Consider the following 19,060-nt stretch of genomic DNA (forward strand, 5'->3'; position numbering starts at 1 on the left):
GGGCACATGGGAGGATCCGCAAGGAACTGAACTACGAGTGAGGAGTACCCGTGGCCGAGGCTGTCTACGCCACCTTGCACACCAACGCCGGCCCGATCCGGCTGGAGCTCTTCCCGAACCACGCGCCGAAGACCGTCCGCAACTTCGTGGAGCTGGCCGAGGGCACCCGGGAGTACATCGACCCGCGTACCGGTCAGCCGGGCAGCGGTCCGTACTACGACGGCACCGTCTCGCACCGCGTGATCAGCGGTTTCATGATTCAGATGGGCGACCCGACCGGCACCGGTCGCGGTGGCCCGGGCTACAAGTTCGCCGACGAGTTCCACCCGGAGCTGCGCTTCGACCGGCCGTACCTGCTGGCGATGGCGAACGCCGGGCCGGGCACCAACGGCTCGCAGTTCTTCATCACGGTGTCGCCCACGCCACACCTGAACAACCGGCACACCATCTTCGGCCAGGTGGCCGACGAGCAGTCCGCGAAGGTGGTCGACTCGATCGCCAACACCCCGACCGGTCCGAGCGACCGGCCGCTGCAGGACGTGGTGATCGAGCGGGTCGAGATCGAGCACAAGCAGTCCTGACCGGCACGCGGGTACCTTTGCTCGCATGACTGAGCGCTCCGGCCAGCCAGGCGACGCCACCGGGGGTCCGGTGCCGACCAATCCGGTCTGCTACCGGCACCCCGGTCGGGAGACGTACATCCGGTGCAGTCGGTGCGACCGGCCGATCTGCACCGAGTGCATGCGGGACGCCTCCGTCGGCCACCAGTGCCCGGAGTGCGTCGCCGAGGGCCGCCGCAGCGTGCGGCCGGCGCGTACCGCCTTCGGTGGCGGTGCCGCCGGCCGCCAGGGCAATGTCACGAAGGCGCTGATCGCGCTGAACGTGGCGATGATGCTGCTGTCCATCCTCTCGGCCCGCAGCGGAACCGCGGTGGCCGGCGGCGGCCTCGGCGGCCTGATGGGCAACGGGACCCCGCTCACCGAGTGGGGGGCGGTGCTGGGCCTGGCACGCTTCCCCGACGGGCACGTCGGCGGGGTGGCCGACGGCGAGTGGTACCGGCTGGTCACCGCCATGTTCCTGCACTACGGCGTGCTGCACCTGCTGCTGAACATGTGGGCGCTCTGGGTGCTCGGCCGGACGCTGGAGGCGGTGCTCGGGCCGCTGCGCTTCCTGGCGCTCTATCTGCTCGCCGGGCTGGGCGGCAACGTCGCGGCGTACGTGTTCACCGAGCCGAACCGCTTCACGGCCGGCGCCTCGACGGCGGTCTTCGGCCTGTTCGCCGCGATCTTCGTGATCATGCGGCGGCTCGGCCGGGACACCTCGGCCATCGTGCCCATTCTGGTGATCAACCTGATCTTCACGTTCACCGTGCCGAGCATCTCGGTGGCCGGGCACCTCGGCGGTCTCGTGGCCGGCGCGCTGGTGGCGCTGGTCCTGGCGTACGCGCCCCGGTCGCGGCGGACCGTGTTCCAGGTGGCGGGCTGCGCCGTCGTGCTGGTCGCGTTGATCGGCCTGACCCTGGTCCGGACCGCCGCCCTGCTCGGCTGACCGGCCTCAGCGTGCGGCGGGGCGGGCCTCGGTCAGCGCCGCGGCCACCTCGTCCAGCGGCGCGTCCAGGTCACGGCGGCCGAACAGGTGCAGCGACTCCCCCGCGTCGATCTCCAGCGTCTCGGCGGTGATCCCGCGCCGGGCACGCCGGTCCAGGCGGATCGCCTCCACCGCGTCCCACGGCAACCGGCGCCGCCCGGCGAATCCCCGCAGCACGGTCAACCCGTCCGGATCGACGGCGAGGCGGACCGGCGCGACCACGTCGCGCAGCGCCCAGGCGAGCAGACCGGCGGCGGCCAGCCCGGCGAGCGCCGGCCGGACCGGATCACCGCCGGCGAAGACCAGCCCCAGGGCCAGCAGCGCGAGCGCACCGAGCGCCTTGAGCACGGGCACCTCGCGCGGTACCCGCCACTGCCGGAGCGGCGGCGACTGTGGATCCATCCACCCAGCATGCCAGCCGTCCCGGCCGCACGCCGGGAGAGGACGGCCGGTCCGGGGAGCACGTAGTATCGGGGCAAGCGAGGTTACCGGGGAGTAGACATGAGTGACGCGGTCATCGTCGGCGCGGTACGGACTCCGGTCGGGCGGCGCAAGGGCAGCCTCGCCGGAGTGCACCCGGTCGACCTCTCGGCGCACGTGCTGCGCGCCCTCGCCGAGCGCACCGGCATCGACCCGGGCCAGGTCGACGACGTGGTGTGGGGCTGTGTGTCGCAGGTCGGCGAGCAGTCCTGGAACGTGGCCCGCAACGCCGTGCTCGCCGCCGGCTGGCCGGAGTCGGTCCCGGGCACCACGCTCGACCGCCAGTGCGGGTCGAGCCAGCAGGCGCTGCACTTCGCCGCCGCGACTGTTCTCTCCGGTCAGGCCGACCTGGTCGTCGCCGGTGGCGTCGAGTCGATGACCCGGGTGCCGATGGGTTCCAGCGTCGCCGGTGGCATGCCGTTCAGCGCGGCGATCCTGGAGCGCTACCGCGGCGTCGAGGGCGTCGCGGAGGACTCCCCGTTGCCGTTCAACCAGGGCGTCGGGGCCGAGCTGATCGCGCAGCGGTGGCGCTTCTCGCGTACCCAGCTCGACGAGTTCGCGCTGGCCAGCCACGAGAAGGCGGCAGCCGCGCAGGACGCGGGCGCGTTCGAGGCCGAGCTGGCCCCGGTGGCGCTCGCCGACGGCGGCAAGTTCTCCGCCGACGAGGGCATCCGCCGCGACACCTCGTTGGCCAAGCTGGGCGAGCTGCCCACCCCGTTCCGCGCCGACGGCGTGGTCACCGCCGGGTCCGCGTCGCAGATCTCCGACGGCGCCGCCGCGCTCGCGGTCACCACCGCCGAGTGGGCCAGCCGGCACGGCCTGCGCCCGCTGGCCCGGGTGCACACCGCGGTGGTCGCCGCCGACGACCCGGTCACCATGCTCACCGCGCCGATCCCGGCCACCGCGAAGGCGCTGCGCCGCGCGGGGCTGGGCATCGAGGAGATCGGGGTGTACGAGGTGAACGAGGCGTTCGCCCCGGTGCCGCTGGCCTGGCTGGCCGAGACCGAGGCGGACCCGGAGCGGCTCAACCCCCGGGGCGGGGCGATCGCGCTCGGTCACCCGCTCGGCGGTTCCGGCGCGCGGATCATGACGACGATGCTCCAGCACATGCGGGACAACGGCATCCGCTACGGCCTCCAGACCATGTGCGAGGGCGGCGGCATGGCCAACGCCACGATCGTCGAGCTGCTCTGACCCGACCGGTCGCCGGTGTCGCACCGCGGGTGCGACTTGCACGTGTGGAAGTTCCAGAAATCGGGCGTGACCCATATCACCCCTGGTCATCGGCTCGTTGGACCGGGCATGGACGTGTTCTCGCGAACGTTCCTTCCGGCCGCCGCCGAGACCGGCCTGGCGACCCAGACCGTCACCCGGCACATGCCGGTGTTCCGCCGGTGCGTCGGCTCCGGCGACGCGACCATCCTGGTCACCCGGTGCAGCCGCCCGGACGACCCGGTGGGCGGCGACTACCTGATGCTCCTCACCCACCGGCGGCTGGTGGTCACCCGGCAGACCCGGGTGCTGCACCGGCTGCGCCTGCACCTCAACACCGAACTGCGCGAGCTGAGCAACGTGACGTGGAGCCCCGACGCCCGCGCGCACAGCGTGGAGCTGGCGGCCACCGCGATCGACGGGGTACGCGAGCGTTTCGTCCTGCGTACCCACCACCCGAAGCAGGTGTGGCAGCTCGACGCACTGCTCAACCACGCCTTCCGCACCCGCCTGCGTACGCCGGCCGAGCGGGTGGTGGCGACCATCGGCGAGTCACCGGCGGGCGCCCGCCCGACGGTGCTCCGGCCCGCCCCGGCCCGCTGACCTTCTCCTTACCTGATCCGAACATTCCCTGACCGGCCCGCCGGTCGCCGGTCGGTCATCATGAGCCGGTGACCACCGCCGCCCCGCCCGGGCTCGTCCTCGTGGTGGAGGACGAGCCGGCCATCGCCGACCTGGTCCGGCTCTACCTGACCCGGGACGGGTTCGGCGTACACCTGGAACGGGACGGCGAGGCCGGGCTGGCCGCGGCGCGGCGCCTGCGCCCGGTGGCCTGCGTGCTCGACATCGCGCTGCCCGGCCTGGCCGGCACCGAGATCTGCCGCCGGCTGCGCGCGGACGGCGACTGGACGCCGGTCATCTTCCTCACCGCCCGCGACGACGAGGTGGACCGCGTCGTCGGTCTGGAGCTGGGCGCCGACGACTACGTGACCAAGCCGTTCAGCCCTCGCGAGCTGCTCGCCCGGCTGCGGGCGGTGCTGCGCCGCACCGCGGGCACGCCCGCCGAGCAGCCCCGCACGCTCGGCGCCGTCACACTCGACCCGGCCCGCCGGACGGTGACCGCCGCCGGTACGCCGGTGCAGCTCACCTCCACCGAGTTCGACCTGCTCGCCCACCTGATGGCGCGTCCCGGCCGGGTGTTCACCCGGGAGGAACTGCTTGCCGGCGTGTGGGGGTACGCGGCGCACGCCGGTACCCGGACCGTCGACGTGCACGTGGCACAGGTGCGGGCCAAACTCGGCCCGGACAGCGTGATCCGCACACACCGGGGCGTCGGGTACGCCGCCGATGCCTGAGCCGCCCGCCGTGCCGCCGCCCACGGTGCCGATGCCGCGCCGCCCCGGGCGGACCCTCACCGCCCGCGCCGTGCTCGCCACCTGCGCGGTGGCGCTGGTGTCGGTGCTCGTCACCGCGCTCGTCGCGGTGCCCCTGGCGGTACGCGGCGCGGAGCGCCGGGACCGGGAGGCGCTGGCCGCCCAGGCCCGGCTCGCCGCCGACGTGCTCCGGGTGCGGGCGGTACGCCAGCGCGACGGTGCCGGAGACCGGCTCATCCGGCAGCTGCGTCAGCAGCAGATCGACGTGTACGTGATCCGGGACGGACGGGCCGACCGGCCGGGCCTGCCCGGACCGCTGGTGACGCGGGTCGCCCGCGGCGAGAACGTCTCCGGGCGGCGGCTGGTCGACGGGGAACGCCGGCTGGTCGAGGCGCGGGCGCTGCCCGGCGGGGACGGCGTGGTGCTGACCCGTGCCCGCAGCGCCGCGCCCTGGCGGGAGGTGCTGCGCGGACTCTGGCTGCCGCTGCTCGCCGGACTCGCCGCCGGTGCCGCCGCCGGACTGCTGCTCGCCCGCCGGCTGGCCCGGCCGATCCGTACCGCCGCCACCGCCGCGGCGCGGCTGCGCGTCGGGGACCGGGCGGTCCGGGTGCCGGTCGAGCCGCCCGACGAGGTGGCCGACCTGGCGCACGCGCTGAACGGCCTGGCCGCCGCGCTCGCCACGAGCGAGGGGCGGCAGCGCGAGTTCCTGCTCTCCGTCTCGCACGAGTTGCGGACCCCGCTCACCGCCATCCGTGGCTACGCCGAGGCGCTGGCCGACGGGGTGATCGAGGTCGATGCGGTGCCGGCGACCGGCCGGACCGTGCTCGCCGAGGCCGAACACCTGGACCGGCTGGTCCGCGACCTGCTGGCGCTGGCCCGGCTGGAGGCGGTCGACTTCCCGCTGGAACCGGTGCCGGTCGACCTGACCGGGCTCGCCGCCGACGCGGAGCGTGCCTGGTCCGGCCGGTGTGCGGCGCTCGGGGTGCCGTTCCGGCTGGAGACGCCGGGGGTTCCGGTGCTGGCGTACACCGACCCGGGCCGGATCCGGCAGGTCGTGGACGGGCTGCTGGAGAACGCGCTGCGGGTCGTACCCCCGGGGGCGCCGGTGGTGCTCGCGGTCCGGGCCGACGGCCCGGCGGGCGGCGGCGTGCTGGAGGTCCGGGACGGCGGACCCGGCTTCACCGACGACGACCTGCGGGTGGCGTTCGAGCGCGGCGCGCTGCACGAGCGGTACCGGGGGGTGCGCAAGGTGGGCAGCGGGCTCGGCCTGGCGCTCGCCGCCGGGCTGGTCCGCCGGCTCGGCGGGGACATCGCCGCCGGGCACGCCCCGGAGGGCGGGGCCGCGTTCACCGTCCGGGTGCCGCCGGATCCTGACCGGGCTCGAACATCGGCTTGACCGTCTCCTCGCATCGGTGCGGAACGCTCGGGTCGTCACCGCGAGGAGAGGACCACTGATGGCACGTCAGCGAATCGTCACCGGCGCCACCGCACTGCTCGCCGCCGCGGCGCTCGGGCTGGCCGGGTGCGGCGCGACCCGGCCCGGACCGGCACCGGACGACGCGGTCGAGGTCAGCGCCGCTTTGGGTGCGGACGGCCAGGCGCTCGCCGCGCTCGGCCTGGACGCCGGCGAACTGGACGTGGACCCGGTCGCCGCGCCGGCGCCCTCCGGCACCCCGCAGGCCGGGCCGGACGGCAAGGGCGAGCGGGCGAAGAAGGGCCACGAGCGGCACCGGGCCCGGGTGTTGCTGCGGCGCAACACGCTGCACGGCGAGGCGGTGGTGAAGACCAGGGACGGCGGTACGAAGACGGTCGCGGTCCAGCGCGGCGAGGTGACAGCGATCGACGACAGGTCGATGACCGTCAAGTCCACCGACGGTTTCACGGTGACGTGGACGTTCGGCGAGAAACTGCGGGTGGTCGAGCGCCGGACCACGATCCGATCGAGCGACATCAAGATCGGTACGACGGTCGGGGTGGCCGGTGCCAAGGAGGGCGACCGGAGCGTGGCCCGGCTCGTGGTCGTACCACTTCGTCAGGAATAGGGTGCCCGGGCTGTCGTGACCTGAGCAATGTGCCAGGCTACGCTATGCCCCGACCTGCCATCGCCTCCGTGGAGATTCCGTGAAGCTCTCGATCCTCATGCCGGTCTACAACGAGGAAGAACGTATCGCGGATGCCCTCAAGCAGGCATTGGCGGTGGACTACCCCTGCGAGATCGAGCTCGTCGTCGTGGACGACGGCAGCCGGGACGGCACCGGCGAGGTTCTCGGCCGCGTGGACGACGCCCGCCTGCGGGTGATCACCCACCAGCGCAACGCCGGCAAGGGCGCGGCCATCAAGACCGCCGTCGACAGCGCCGAGGGTGAGTACATGGTCATCCTCGATGCCGACCTGGAGTACGACCCGCAGGACATCCCGCGCCTGCTGGAGCCGGTGCTCGACGGCCGGGCGACCGTTGTCTACGGCAACCGGACCTTCGGCAGCCACAGCTCGTACAGCTTCTGGTACGTGATGGGCAACAAGGGCGTCACGCTCGCCGCGAACGTGCTCTACAACTCCTACATCGGCGACCTGGAGACCTGCTTCAAGCTGATGCCGCTGGAGCTGTACCGCTCGCTGCAGGTCCGCTCCCGTGGCTTCGGGATGGAGGCCGAGGTCACCGGCAAGCTGCTGCGCCGCCGCATCCGCCCGTACGAGGTGCCGATCAGCTACCGCGCGCGGGGCCGCGAGGAGGGCAAGAAGATCACCTGGAAGGACGGCGTCGAGGCGATCTGGATCCTGGCCCGCGAGCGCGCCCGCCGCCGCCCGGCCGGTCCCGCCGCCGCGCACTGAGCCCGCATCGACGGAACCCCGCGAGCCCGGCACGAGCCGAGGTCGCGGGGTTCCGTCGTGTCCGGACCGCTCAGCCGAGGAACGCGTCGACCGAGCGGCGCAGCCCGGCGGCGTCCAAGCCGTGCCAGCGTTCGTGGTCGTCGGCGGTGCCGTAGCGGCGCAGGTCCTTGCGGCCCACCCCGAGCGCCAGCAGCCGGTGCGGCCGGTCGGCCAGCGCCTCCGACACCACCCGGGTCGAGGTGCCCGCCAGGTACGGCTCGACCAGAACCACCTCGGTCGCGGCGAGCGCCCGCAGCCCGGCCGTGTCGAACGGCCGCGGCCGATGGGTGTACGCCACCGTGACCGGCCGGTCGGCGACCGCGGCCACCGCCGCGTCCAGCACCGGACCGACCGCCACCAGCAGCGGCGCGCCCGGCCCGGCGTCCCGGACCACGTGCAGGTCACCCGCCTGCGGGTACGCCCGCGCGTTGGCCTGGATCGACAACCGCAGGTACGCCGAGTCCTGCCCGCACACCACGTCGCGCAGCAGCGGCCGGACCTCGTCCGGGTGCCCCGGCACGTGCACCGTCCAGCCGTCCAGCGTGTCCAGCAAGGCCACGTCCGCCGGGCCGAGGTGGGTGCGTCCCGCCTCCGCCCGGTCGTACGAGCCGCCGATGCCGACGAGCACCGCGCCGACGCCCTGGTGGTCGAGGTCCAGTTTGATCTGCTCGTACGCCCGCTCGACCAGGAACGGGGCGTAGCTGTGCACGATCGGCCGCTGCCCGGTCAGCGCCAGCCCACCGGCGACCCCGACCATCAACTGTTCCCGGATGCCCACGTTGACGACCCGGTCCGGGTACCGGGCGGCGGCTGGCTCGAACGCGGCGGCGGAGATGTCGGCGAGCACGACAGTCGTCCGTGGATCGGCGAGCACCTCCTCGGTGCTGGTGACGAACGCGTCCCGCATGGTGCTGCTCATGCTCACTCCCCGTCCGTGACGACCGCGACGACGACGTGCGGCCGGTGATCGTCGTGCCCGGTGAGGGCGGTGTGCAGGGCGTCGTGGTCGCGCCCGTCGACGGTTGCGGCGCTCCACCCGTTCACCGTGAACCGGCTCGCCGCGCCACCCGGCCAGCCGTACGTGGCCGAGCGGTTGTCCAGCACGATCGCGGTCAGGTTGCCCAGCCCGGTCGCGCCCGCGTACGCGATCGCCTCGTGGTTGGAGCCCTCGTCGAGTTCGGCGTCGCCGAGCAGCACGTACACCCGGGGTTCGGTGCGGCCCTGGGCCCGCAGGCCGAGCGCGGTGCCCACGCCCAGCCCGAGCCCGTGGCCGAGCGAACCGGAACCGATCTCGACGCCCGGCACCAGCGTGCGGTCCGGGTGGTCGCCGAGCCGGCTCGCCGGGCCGCCCTGGTCGTCCAGCCACTCGGGCGGTACGAAGCCGCGGGCGGCGAGCAGCGCGTAGTACCCGGCGACCGCATGGCCCTTGGAGAGCAGGAAGCGGTCCCGGTCCGGGTCGGACACGGTGGCCGGGGTGATCCGGAGCACCCGGTCGTAGAGCACCTGGAGCACGTCGAGCGTCGAGTACACGTTGGCGCCGAACTCGCGGCCGGCGCGCACCCGGTCCAGGAGCGTGCCCAGATCAGTGGCAGTGGTCGTCGTCATACCGATAGCCTCGGACTTGAAGCGAACTTCAACTCAAGGCCGTGTGATGCACGAAGCAACACTGACCATCGGGCAGCTCGCCGACCGCAGCGGCGTCGCGCCCTCGGCGCTGCGCTACTACGAGCGGCTCGGCCTGATCCACGCCGCCCGCACCGGCGGCAACCAGCGCCGCTACGCCCGCACCGAGCTGCGCCGGGTCGCGTTCATCCGGATCTCCCAGCAGGTGGGTGTCTCGCTGGAGGAGATCCGGGCGGCGCTGGACTCGCTGCCGTCGGGGCGTACCCCCACCCCCGACGACTGGGCCGCGCTGTCCCGCGCCTGGCGGGACCGGCTGGACGAGCGGATCCGGCTGCTCGGCAAGCTCCGCGACGACCTGGACGGCTGCATCGGCTGCGGCTGCCTGTCGTTGCAGCGCTGCACGCTCTACAACCCCGGCGATTCGCTCGCCGCCGAGGGCCCCGGCCCGCGCCTCATGCTCCCGCCTTCCGGCCAGGGCTGACCCTCACCGGACCAGCAGCACCTTGCCCAGGTGGTCGTTCGTCTCCACCAGGCGGTGCGCGGCGGCGGCGTCGGCCATGTCCACCCGGGCGTGCACCACGGGCCGGACCCGGCCCGCCTCCACCAGCGGCCACACCTGCTCCCGTACGCCCCGGGCGATCGCCGCCTTCTGCTCGACCGGGCGGGACCGCAACGCGGTCGCGTGCACCGCCGCCCGCTTCGCCAGCAGCATCCCCAGGTCCAGCTCCCCCTTGCGGCCGCCCTGCATGCCGATCACCACGAGCCGCCCGCCGGTCGCCAGCGCCGCCACGTTCCGGGGCAGGTAGGACGCGCCCATGATGTCCAGGATCACGTCCGCGCCCCGGCCGTCGGTGACCCGGCGTACCTCGTCGACGAAGTCCTGCTCGCGGTAGTCGATCGTGTGGGCGGCGCCCAGCTCACGCAGCCGCTCGTGCTTCGCCGAACGGGCGGTCACCACCACCGTCGCGCCCAGCGCCACGCCCAGCTGGATCGCAAACGTGCCGATCCCGCTGCCGCCGCCGTGCACCAGCAGCGTGTCGCCCTCGGCCAGCCGGGCCAGGTCCACCACGTTCGACCAGACCGTGCAGGCCACCTCCGGCAGCGCCGCCGCGTCGACCAGATCCACCCCGGCCGGCACCGGCAGCAACTGCCCGGCCGGCACCGCGACCTGCTCGGCGTAGCCGCCGCCGGCGAGCAGCGCGCACACCTCCTGGCCCACCGACCAGCCGGTCACGCCGGGACCGAGCGCACGCACTGTCCCCGAACACTCCAGACCGGGGTACGCGGACGCGCCCGGCGGCGGTGGGTAGTGCCCCTGCCGCTGCAACAGGTCGGCCCGGTTCACCGCGCTGGCACGCACCTCCACGACCACCTCACCGGGGCCGGGCTCCGGGTCCGGCACGTGGGTCCAGACGAGCGCCTCGGGTCCGCCGGGTTCGGTGATCGTGATCGCGCGCATGACTCAGTCTTACCCGATCTGCCCGTCGCCGCGCAGGTGCACCGCACGGGCGGCCGCCGCGCCGGCCCCGTCGGCCACTGTGGACCTGCCGGTGGCATGATTCCGCTGATCAGCACCACTGCCGGGCTCTCCCACACGTACCCGTTCCCGCAACGGAGGTGGGACGGCGGCTTGCCCGGTACGGCGTTCGTGGCAGACTGGTCCCGGTCGCGCACCCCTCGGGGGCGTGCCGGGAGGGTTCGCCTAGTGGCCGATGGCGCTGGTCTTGAAAACCGGTAAGGCAGCGATGTCTTCGTGGGTTCGAATCCCACACCCTCCGCCCACTCCCACCTCGCCGTCGGTCGGCCGCGCGTGCGGACGCATCGGCGTGTCGCCCCGGAAGTAACCATCGCCTCTGCGGCTTATGCCTCTGGGTCATAAATATGACCGAGAGTCATAAGCGTCTTGGGTGCATTCTTCTTCCGGCGACCGGCGACCGGCGACCGGCGACCGGCGACCGGCGACCGGCGACCGGCGACCGGCGACCGGCGACCGGCGACCGGCGACCCGGGCGGTCGTAGGCTGCGGGGTGCGGCGACGGCGGGAGGGCCTGGTGGCGGAGACGGCGACGGTGGCCGAGGTGACGGCCGAGCTGTCCGCGCTCGACGATCCGAAGATCCGCGCGGTCAACGAGCGGCACGGCGACGACCACGGGGTCAACCTGGGCAAGCTGCGGGCGATCGCGAAGCGGCTGAAGACGCAGCAGGACCTCGCGCGCGAGCTGTGGGCGACCGGGGACAGCGCGGCACGCCTGCTGGCGCTGCTGATCTGCCGGCCGAAGGCGTACGGGCGGGACGAGCTGGACGCGATGCTGCGCGAGGCGCGTACGCCGAAGGTGCACGACTGGCTCGTGAACTACGTGGTGAAGAAGAGCCCGTACGCGGAACCGCTACGACTGGCCTGGTCGGCCGACCGGGATCCGGTGGTGGCGAGCGCCGGCTGGGCGCTGACCACCGAGCGGGTGGCGCGGAAGCCGGACGGGCTGGACCTGGCCGGTCTGCTCGACGTGATCGAGGCCGAGATGGCCGGTGCGCCGGAGCGCCTCCAGTGGGCGATGAACCACTGCCTGGCGCAGATCGGGATCGAGTACGCCGCGTACCGGGACCGCGCGATCGGCATCGGCATCGGCGAGCGGCTCGAGGTGCTCAAGGACTACCCGACGCCGCCTGGTTGCACGTCGCCGTACGCGCCGGTCTGGATCAACGAGATGGTGCGCCGACAGCACGGCGGCGCGGACAACGGGGTATGAAGGGGCGCAGGACATTCGCGTACCCGGAAGGACCGTTTCGATGACCCTGGAACGACCGATCGCCCCGGACCCGTACGAGCTGCTGCCGACGGTGCCGTCGTTCGACCTGACCAGCGACGACGTGCACAACGGCGAGCCGATGGACGCGCGGTACGCGCACGGCAGCACCGGCGGCGAGAACGTCTCACCGCAGCTGTCCTGGTCGGGCTTCCCGGCCGAGACCAAGAGCTTCGTGGTCACCTGCTTCGACCCGGACGCTCCGACCGGCAGCGGCTTCTGGCACTGGGTGCTGGTGAACCTGCCCGCGTCCGTCACCGAGCTGCCCAGCGGCGTGCGGGAGGCCGACCTCGGCGGCGCGTTCAGCGTCCGCAACGACTACGGCGACACCGGTTACGGCGGCGCGGCGCCGCCGGCCGGGGACCGCCCGCACCGGTACGTGTTCGCGGTGCACGCGGTGGACGTGGACCGCCTCGACATCCCGGCCGGGGCGAGCCCGGCCTTCGTCGGCTTCAACCTGGCGTTCCACACCCTGGCCCGGGCGGTCATCCGCCCCACGTACCAGATCAAGGAGTGACGGGCGGCCGGGGGCCGTCGCGGCCCCCGGCCCTCAGGCCGGTACGCGGGCGACGGCGAAGACGGACTGGCCGAACGGGGGCCGGACGCGCTGCTCGGCGGCCTTGGTGACGGGCAGTACGAGCGTGTCGTACACCTTGACCATCGGGCCCTCCTTCGGCATCAGCCGGAAGACCTTGGTGGCCATGAAGTAGCCGATCAGGCCGAGCGCGTTGGCGTAGTGGATCCGCTCGACGGTGAGGCCGGCCTCGGTCATCGCCGCGGCGAGCGTCTTCTTCGTGTAGCGGCGGACGTGACCGGTGGCGATGTCGGCGGGGCTCATGGCGAACTGGAACGCCGGCACGATGATGACCACGGCGCCGCCGGGGCGGACCAGGTCGCGCATGCTGCGCAGCGCGCCCACGTGGTCGTCGATGTGCTCGAGCACGTTGTAGGACACGGCCGCGCTGTAGTCGCCGCGTTCGTGGTGCGGGAGGAGCATCTGCCGGACCTCGACGCCCGGGTGGTCGGACAGCCGTTCCTTGAGCTGGATCAGCCGGTCCGGGTCGGCCTCGGTGGCGGTGATCCGGGGTGCGTACGCCGCCCACGCGGAGGCGTAGTCGCCCAGGCCGCTGCCGATCTCGATCGGGTTGTCACCGAGGTAGGGCACCGCCAGCTCGACGAACCACTGCCGGTGGTTGACCGCTGTCGCGAGGCCTTCGAGCACCTCGGACTGGACGCGCTGATCCCCAGTGATTTCTGCCATGCGTCGATTCCTCACGATATGACTGACCCGCGCCTGGACCGTCAGAGTCAACCATCTGGATGACTGAGGGGGAAATCGGGGGACGGATAGGGGGCCGAATTGTGATGCGGAGGGGTGCCTGATCGGCGGTCGGCGAACTCGGCACATAGTACGTGAGTCTGCGGAACATTGCACCTGCCGGTCATTCCCGGACTACGCTCTGAAATGTCATGACTACTCCGGAATCAGCGGCGGACCCGACGAAAGCAGGGCAGGGCAGGCGGATCGACGCGCTCGCCGTGCTCAGCTTCGTGCTGCTCGCGTTCTGGGTGACCGCTCGCCTCTGGGTCGATCCGCGCAACGGCATTCGGGACAATCGGACAGATCAGGCGCAATTCGAATGGATGATGGCGCATGGTGCGCGTGTCGTCACTGATTTCGCCTATCCGTTCACCTCGGACCGGATGAATGTGCCGGATGTCGTCAATCTCATGGCTAATACGTCCGTATTATCCGTTTCACTGCCGCTGACCCCGATCACGCTCTGGGCGGGTCCGCGCTGGTCCTTTCTGATTTTCCTCACTCTCGGGCTCGCCGCCACGGGCGTGTCCTGGTATTTCCTGCTCTCCCGAGTTGTCGTGAAGTCCCGTGGCCCGGCCTGGCTCGGTGCCGCCTTCTGCGCGTTCGCGCCTGCGATGATCTCGCACGCCAACTCGCACCCCAACATCGTCAGCCAGTTCGTGGTGCCGCTGATCATCTGGCGGACGCTGCGCCTGGCCGAGCCCGGCCGGTGGCTGCGCAACGGCGTCCTGCTCGCCCTGGTGATCGTCTGGCAGGCGTTCCTCAACCTGGAGATCCTGCTGATGACCGCCATCGGGCTCGGCGTGGTGGTCCTCGCGCTGGCGCTCGGCCGTCCCGCGCTGCGCTCGGCGGCCCGCCCGTTCGCCGCCGGACTGGCGGTGGCCGCGGTGGTCGCCGGGGCGCTGCTCGCGTACCCGCTCTGGGTCCAGTTCTTCGGCCCCGGCGCGTACAGCGGGCTCTCCACGCTGATCCGCGGCTACTCCACCGACCTCGCCGCGTACGTGGCCTGGTCGCGGGAGTCGGTAGCGGGCGACGCCCGGGGCAGCGAACCGCTCGTCAAGAACGCCACCGAGGAGAACGCGTTCTTCGGCTGGCCGCTGGTGATCCTGGTGATCGCGCTGGTCTGGTGGATGCGCCGCAACGCCGTGGTGCTCGGGCTGGCGGCGGTCGGGCTCGTGTTCGCGCTCTTCTCGCTCGGCCGGGAGATCCGCTACGACGGGCAGGACACCGGCATCCCCGGCCCCTGGGCCGCGCTGGAGAACCTGCCGGTTCTGCACTCGGTGGTGCCCACCCGCTGGTCGCTCGCGCTCACCCCGATCATCGGCGTGCTGCTCGCGTTCGGCGCCGAGCGGGTCCGGCGGCTGGCCGTACGGCACCCGGACGCGCGCGACCAGATCCGGTTCGCCACCGTCACCGTGCTCGCCATGGCGCTGCTGCCGATCCTGCCCACCCCGCTGCCGGCCAAGCGCCTCGACCCGACCCCGGCGTTCGTCACCTCCGGCGCCTGGCGTCCCTACGGCGCCGACGGGCGGAGCATCGTCACGCTGCCGCTGCCCGACACCACGTACGCGGTCCCGCTGCGCTGGTCCGCCGAGACCCGGCTGGACATGCCGCTGGCCCGCGGCTACTTCCTCTATCCGGACACCCGCCCCGGCGGGGACCGGATCGCCCTGTTCACCGCGCCGCCGCGCCCGACGAGCACGTTCTTCGAGACGGTACGGCGCACCGACGCGGTTCCGCCGATCACGCCGCAGGACCGGGTGGCCGCCGTGGACGACCTGCGCTACTGGCGGGCCGGCGCGGTGATCCTCGATCCCCGGCTGCCGCAGGCCGAGGCGCTGCGCCGGGCGATGACCGAGCTGAGCGGGATCACGCCGAGGCGTACCGGCGGGGTGTGGTTGTGGGACGTCCGGCCGCTGGCCGACTGAGCGGTCAGCCCTGGCGGACGCAGCAGCCCTGGCACACCTTGGGCCGGGGCAGCGTGAACGCCAGGCAGCAGGTGCGTCGCTGCACCGTCGGCTCGCCGCCCGGGCCGGGCACCAGCTCGACCAGGTCGCTGAGGTCGAGCGCGTCCAGCACCGCGCCGACGGCCGCGGTGGACGAGCCGGGCAGCGCGTCCGACGCCCGCAGGATGCCGTGCGCGATGCCGGAGGCCACCGAGCCGAGCAGCGTACGGGTGCCGATCCGGACCTCGCCCTGGATGGCGCCGATCAGCGGCGCGAAGTGGGCGTCGAGCAGGGACGCGCGCAGCGCGCCGAGCAGCGCCGCCTCGTCCGGGACCACCAGGACGCCCGGAGCGCCGGCGAGCGCCAGCGGGTCGCTCGGCAGTACCGCCACCGGGGTGGAGGCGCGCAGCCCCAGCGTGAGGAGCTGGTGGTGGTCCTCGAAGTGCACGAGCACGTCGGCCGGGCCGAGCAGCGGCACCCGGCGGGCGGACGCCCAGCCGAGCACCGCTGGGAGCGCGGTCCAGTAGCTGTAGGACTTCCAGGCCAGCGCGGCGCAGGCGTGCGGGGTGCCGCCCCAGCGGCGGCCGGCGGCGGTCAGGAACTCGGACAGCAGCGTGCCGTCGATCAGGCGGGTGGCGGGGGACCAGCGATCCAGCTCGTCGTGGACCAGCAGGCCGGGCGCGAGGCCGGGCAGGTCGTCGGTGCCGAACATGGCGCGCAGGGTCGCGGTCACCGGGGCAAGCGGGGTGGCGGCGTCGCGCCCCGGCATCACCGCAGTCACCTGGCCGTCCCCTGTCCTGTCGCCCTGCGGTCGGCGCCTGTCGTCGACCAAAGCTAAGGCTAGCCTAACCACCCTCCCGGCGGGAGGGGAAGAGATGCCGCGGCATCGCGGGGAGGCCCCCGTCACTGGCGCGCCGTCGCGTACTACCCGGCCCGGAAGACGGAAAACGCCGCCGGAGAACCGGCGGCGGACGGCGTAAGGATCGGCGTACGTCGCTGAAAAGTCAAGGTGAATGTCGAATACGAGGCAGTTTCCGTACACGTTCGGCCACTCAACGTGAAAATGGTCTTCCCGCGTACGAGGAAGCTGATGACGACCTCACCGATCGAGCGTGCCGCGGACTCGTTCGCGGCCGAACTCGCCCGGCACCGGACCGGCCGAGGGCTGTCCAAGAAGCAACTCGCCACCATGATGGGCTTCGACCCGTCCTACGTCAGCCACGTCGAAGGGCGCCGGCACCGGCCCACCGAGGACTTCGCCCGCCGGGCCGAGGCCGTCCTGGAGGCCAGCGGCGCGATCTGGCAGCGCTTCCGGGAGTACGACGAGCTGCGGCACGGCCGCACCGGCACGGCGCACCGCGACCCACCCGTCCCCGGCCAGTGGCTGCCTCCGGGGACCGGCCTGGTGGTGGAACGGGAGGTGGCCACGCTCACCCACACCGGTGACAGCTACCACTGCGCGATCCGGCGGGAGCTGTACAACGCCGGCACCGAACCGGTCACCCGCTACCTGGTCCGGGTCGCCGTCGACCGCTACCCCAACGACCCGGGCCGCTCCAACCGGCACCACCGGGAACACCCGCTCACCTTCGCCGAGCTGCAACTCACCGCGTACCGGGACGACGGGAACGGACGCGAGCCGATGCACTGGCGGGCCAAGCACGACCGGGACGCGTTCAAGGAGATCTGGCTGCTGTTCGAGAACGACGAGGGACGCTTCCCGCTCTACCCCGGCGACCGGGTCACCATCGAGTACGCGTACCGCGTCGGCCGGGACAAGTGGGGTCCCTGGTTCCAGCGGGCCGTACGCCTGCCCACCCGGCACCTGGCGGTGCGGCTCGACCTGCCTGCGGACCTCGACCCCAAGGTGTGGGGTGCGGAGACCTCGCTGTCGGCGGAGGAGGGCCCGCTGCGTACCCCGATCCAGCGTGCGGTGGACGGCGGCCGGGTGGTCTTCGACTGGGGGACCGACGACCCGCCGCTGAACGCCCGCTACCGGATGCAGTGGCGGTTCCGCAGTCCCGAGCCGGACGCCGAACCGGACAGCGCGCCCACCGGCGGCGCCCGGGTGCGGGCCAGCGACCGGATGCGGGCCGTCGGCATCGTGCAGCGCGGCGACGACCTGCTGCGGCAGCGGGCCCGCCAGTTCGACCTGCCGGCCGACGAACCGCACGCCCGGCAGGTGATGGACCGGCTCGCCGCGATGCTGGTCCGCCTGGACGAGCTGCACCCGTTCAGCAAGGGCGTCGGCCTCGCCGCGCCCCAGCTCGGCATCGGCTGGTCGGCGGCGCTCGTGCGCCCGGCCGACCGGGCGGCCGACCCGGTGGTGCTGCTCAACCCCCGGGTGGTGGACGCCGCCGCCGAGACCGACGAGCAGTACGAGGGCTGCCTCTCCTTCTTCGACCACCGCGGCCTGGTGCCCCGGCCGCTGCGGATCGACGTGGAACACGCCCTGTGGGACGGCAGCCGGGTGATCACGTCCTTCGAGTACGCGATGGCGCGGCTGGTCGCGCACGAGATCGACCACCTCGAGGGGCGGCTGTACGTCGACCGGATGGCACCCGGCGTGCCGCTGGTACCGGTGGAGGAGTACCGCGAGACCGGCACCCCCTGGCGTTACTGAGAAACGGGGGGCCGGGTCGCGTGCCCCAGGGGGCAGGGGCACGCGACCCGGCTCGGGGGGAGCAAGGTTCAGAGGTTGCCGAACGTGTCGTACCGGATGTGGTCCGGCGGGACGTCGTCGGCGGCGAGCGCCCGCAGGGTGGATCGCACCATCGCGGCCGATCCGGAGACGTAGCAGTCGTGCGTGGTCCACGGGCCGTACCGGGTGACCACCTCGGAGACGTCACCGAGTTCGCCGCCGAAATCCGGGTCCTCGCTGCACGCGGGTGTCACCGACAACCACGGGTGGGTCGCGACGAGGTCCTCCAGGCCGGGCAGCCCGTACAGCTCGTCGGGGCGGCGCGCGCCGTAGAAGACGTGCACCCAGCGGGTGCGGTTGACCCGGGTCAGCTCCTCCACCAGCGCCTTGATCGGGGCCAGGCCGACGCCGCCGGCCACGCAGAGGACGTCCCGGGTGGACTCCGGGTCCAATGTCATCGAGCCCATCGGCGCGGCCACCCGCAGCAGGTCACCCGGCTTGGTGCGGCGCACCAACGCGCCGGACACCCAACCGGCGGCGCCCGGCGGCGTCCGCACGTGGAACTCCAGCACGTTCTCCTCGTTCGGCGCGTTCGCCACCGAGTACGTCCGCCACACCCGCGGGTGGTAGCGGGGTGCCTCCACGCTGACGTACTGCCCCGCCCGCCACGGCAGCGGGTGCTGGAGCGCGCGGACGGTCAGCACGGCCGTGTCCGGGCCGTGCCGCTCGTGGGTGAGCACCTCGGCGTGCCAGTACGGCGGGTTGCCGTCGGCCTCCGCGCCGGCCAGCATCCGCGCGCTGATGCTCGCGTACGCCTCCCGCCACGCCTGGTCGTACTCCAGGTTCCAGCCGTCCCCGGCGGTGCTGCGCAGCGCGTCGAGCAGCGCGACGCCCATCGTCGCGTAGTGCTCGGCCGTCACGTGGTACTTGCGGTGGTCCCGGCCCAGCGCGCGCAGGTACTCGTCGAAGCTCTCCGGGTCGCCCACCGTCTGGGTGGCGGTGACGATGGCCTCCAGGATGCGGTCCCCCTGGCCGTTCATCTGCACCGGGAAGAGCTTGCGCAGCTCCGGGTCGAGGAGGAACAGCCGGGCGTAGAAGTGACCGCTGAGCCGCTCCCGGTGCTCCTCGACCAGGGCCCAGCTCTCCTTCAGCAGCCGCGCGAAGTTCTCCACAGGGGCACGCTCCTTCTCCGTACGGGCGGA

20 protein-coding genes and 1 tRNA gene are annotated in these 19,060 nt (G+C 72.9%); 14 read left to right on the forward strand and 7 right to left on the reverse strand.

Translation table 11 applies throughout. The features are described 5' to 3' along the window. Window positions 1–50: 50 nt before the first annotated feature. Both O7604_RS10255 and O7604_RS10260 read left to right on the forward strand, forming a co-directional pair. Window positions 51–581, forward strand: coding sequence for a peptidylprolyl isomerase (locus tag O7604_RS10255; RefSeq protein ID WP_194800379.1), 531 nt, complete (start codon window positions 51–53; stop codon window positions 579–581). 25 nt (window positions 582–606) lie between these two features. Further along, a complete protein-coding gene (locus O7604_RS10260; protein WP_281579495.1) occupies window positions 607–1,548 on the forward strand; it encodes a rhomboid family intramembrane serine protease in 942 nt (313 codons plus the stop codon). 6 nt (window positions 1,549–1,554) lie between these two features. Here the strand turns inward: O7604_RS10260 and O7604_RS10265 are convergent, their stop codons facing one another. Further along, entirely contained in the window at window positions 1,555–1,989 is a 435-nt protein-coding gene (locus tag O7604_RS10265; RefSeq protein WP_281579496.1) for a PH domain-containing protein, read from the reverse strand. A 99-nt stretch (window positions 1,990–2,088) separates the two neighbouring features. Here O7604_RS10265 and O7604_RS10270 point away from each other — a divergent pair, with 99 nt between their 5' ends. The 6 genes from O7604_RS10270 to O7604_RS10295 all read left to right on the forward strand — a co-directional run bounded on the left by O7604_RS10270 (window position 2,089) and on the right by O7604_RS10295 (window position 7,484). After that, window positions 2,089–3,261 (forward strand): acetyl-CoA C-acyltransferase, encoded by a 1,173-nt coding sequence (locus O7604_RS10270; RefSeq protein WP_262013003.1) that lies wholly within the window; start codon window positions 2,089–2,091, stop codon window positions 3,259–3,261. A gap of 108 nt (window positions 3,262–3,369) precedes the next feature. Then, window positions 3,370–3,882, forward strand: a complete 513-nt coding sequence (locus O7604_RS10275; RefSeq protein WP_013289256.1) for a hypothetical protein — start codon at window positions 3,370–3,372, stop codon at window positions 3,880–3,882. A 68-nt stretch (window positions 3,883–3,950) separates the two neighbouring features. Continuing rightward, window positions 3,951–4,634, forward strand: a complete 684-nt coding sequence (locus O7604_RS10280; RefSeq protein WP_281579497.1) for a response regulator transcription factor — start codon at window positions 3,951–3,953, stop codon at window positions 4,632–4,634. Further along, on the forward strand, window positions 4,627–6,048 hold the full coding sequence (locus tag O7604_RS10285; protein ID WP_281579498.1) for a HAMP domain-containing sensor histidine kinase: 1,422 nt from the start codon (window positions 4,627–4,629) through the stop codon (window positions 6,046–6,048). Before O7604_RS10280 ends, O7604_RS10285 begins: the two co-directional genes overlap by 8 nt. A gap of 58 nt (window positions 6,049–6,106) precedes the next feature. Beyond that, window positions 6,107–6,694, forward strand: a complete 588-nt coding sequence (locus O7604_RS10290; RefSeq protein ID WP_269703508.1) for a hypothetical protein — start codon at window positions 6,107–6,109, stop codon at window positions 6,692–6,694. Between the two features lie 79 nt (window positions 6,695–6,773). Beyond that, window positions 6,774–7,484, forward strand: a complete 711-nt coding sequence (locus O7604_RS10295) for a glycosyltransferase family 2 protein (RefSeq protein ID WP_135242490.1) — start codon at window positions 6,774–6,776, stop codon at window positions 7,482–7,484. A 70-nt stretch (window positions 7,485–7,554) separates the two neighbouring features. On the opposite strand, the gene O7604_RS10300 is transcribed toward O7604_RS10295, so the two are convergent. Further along, window positions 7,555–8,430: a transketolase gene (locus O7604_RS10300; protein ID WP_269706967.1), complete on the reverse strand. Its 876-nt coding sequence runs from the start codon at window positions 8,428–8,430 to the stop codon at window positions 7,555–7,557. A 14-nt stretch (window positions 8,431–8,444) separates the two neighbouring features. Beyond that, window positions 8,445–9,128: a transketolase gene (locus O7604_RS10305; RefSeq protein WP_281579499.1), complete on the reverse strand. Its 684-nt coding sequence runs from the start codon at window positions 9,126–9,128 to the stop codon at window positions 8,445–8,447. Window positions 9,129–9,174: 46 nt separating this feature from the next. Here O7604_RS10305 and soxR point away from each other — a divergent pair, with 46 nt between their 5' ends. Beyond that, window positions 9,175–9,627, forward strand: coding sequence for a redox-sensitive transcriptional activator SoxR (soxR, locus tag O7604_RS10310; RefSeq protein ID WP_281579500.1), 453 nt, complete (start codon window positions 9,175–9,177; stop codon window positions 9,625–9,627). A gap of 3 nt (window positions 9,628–9,630) precedes the next feature. Here soxR and O7604_RS10315 read toward each other — a convergent pair whose 3' ends face one another. Beyond that, window positions 9,631–10,605, reverse strand: coding sequence for an NAD(P)H-quinone oxidoreductase (locus tag O7604_RS10315; protein ID WP_281579501.1), 975 nt, complete (start codon window positions 10,603–10,605; stop codon window positions 9,631–9,633). A gap of 232 nt (window positions 10,606–10,837) precedes the next feature. Here O7604_RS10315 and O7604_RS10320 point away from each other — a divergent pair. The 3 genes from O7604_RS10320 to O7604_RS10330 all read left to right on the forward strand — a co-directional run bounded on the left by O7604_RS10320 (window position 10,838) and on the right by O7604_RS10330 (window position 12,467). Further along, a tRNA-Ser gene (locus O7604_RS10320) sits at window positions 10,838–10,924 on the forward strand. 273 nt (window positions 10,925–11,197) lie between these two features. Next, window positions 11,198–11,893, forward strand: a complete 696-nt coding sequence (locus tag O7604_RS10325; RefSeq protein WP_281579502.1) for a DNA alkylation repair protein — start codon at window positions 11,198–11,200, stop codon at window positions 11,891–11,893. Window positions 11,894–11,933: 40 nt separating this feature from the next. Further along, window positions 11,934–12,467, forward strand: a complete 534-nt coding sequence (locus O7604_RS10330) for a YbhB/YbcL family Raf kinase inhibitor-like protein (RefSeq protein WP_269703513.1) — start codon at window positions 11,934–11,936, stop codon at window positions 12,465–12,467. A 33-nt stretch (window positions 12,468–12,500) separates the two neighbouring features. Here the strand turns inward: O7604_RS10330 and O7604_RS10335 are convergent, their stop codons facing one another. Then, window positions 12,501–13,211 (reverse strand): class I SAM-dependent methyltransferase, encoded by a 711-nt coding sequence (locus O7604_RS10335; RefSeq protein ID WP_194800391.1) that lies wholly within the window; start codon window positions 13,209–13,211, stop codon window positions 12,501–12,503. A 209-nt stretch (window positions 13,212–13,420) separates the two neighbouring features. Between O7604_RS10335 and O7604_RS10340 the strand changes: the two genes are divergently transcribed. Next, window positions 13,421–15,199 (forward strand): hypothetical protein, encoded by a 1,779-nt coding sequence (locus O7604_RS10340; RefSeq protein WP_281579503.1) that lies wholly within the window; start codon window positions 13,421–13,423, stop codon window positions 15,197–15,199. A gap of 4 nt (window positions 15,200–15,203) precedes the next feature. Here O7604_RS10340 and O7604_RS10345 read toward each other — a convergent pair whose 3' ends face one another. Further along, complete coding sequence (locus tag O7604_RS10345; protein ID WP_269706969.1) at window positions 15,204–15,986, reverse strand: hypothetical protein; 783 nt, start codon at window positions 15,984–15,986, stop codon at window positions 15,204–15,206. Between the two features lie 321 nt (window positions 15,987–16,307). Here O7604_RS10345 and O7604_RS10350 point away from each other — a divergent pair, with 321 nt between their 5' ends. After that, window positions 16,308–17,840: a peptide deformylase gene (locus tag O7604_RS10350; protein WP_281579504.1), complete on the forward strand. Its 1,533-nt coding sequence runs from the start codon at window positions 16,308–16,310 to the stop codon at window positions 17,838–17,840. 68 nt (window positions 17,841–17,908) lie between these two features. Here the strand turns inward: O7604_RS10350 and O7604_RS10355 are convergent, their stop codons facing one another. Continuing rightward, window positions 17,909–19,030: a globin domain-containing protein gene (locus O7604_RS10355; protein ID WP_269703516.1), complete on the reverse strand. Its 1,122-nt coding sequence runs from the start codon at window positions 19,028–19,030 to the stop codon at window positions 17,909–17,911. Window positions 19,031–19,060 lie beyond the last annotated feature (30 nt).

The organism is Micromonospora sp. WMMA1947 (genome assembly GCF_027497355.1).
Lineage (GTDB): Bacteria > Actinomycetota > Actinomycetes > Mycobacteriales > Micromonosporaceae > Micromonospora.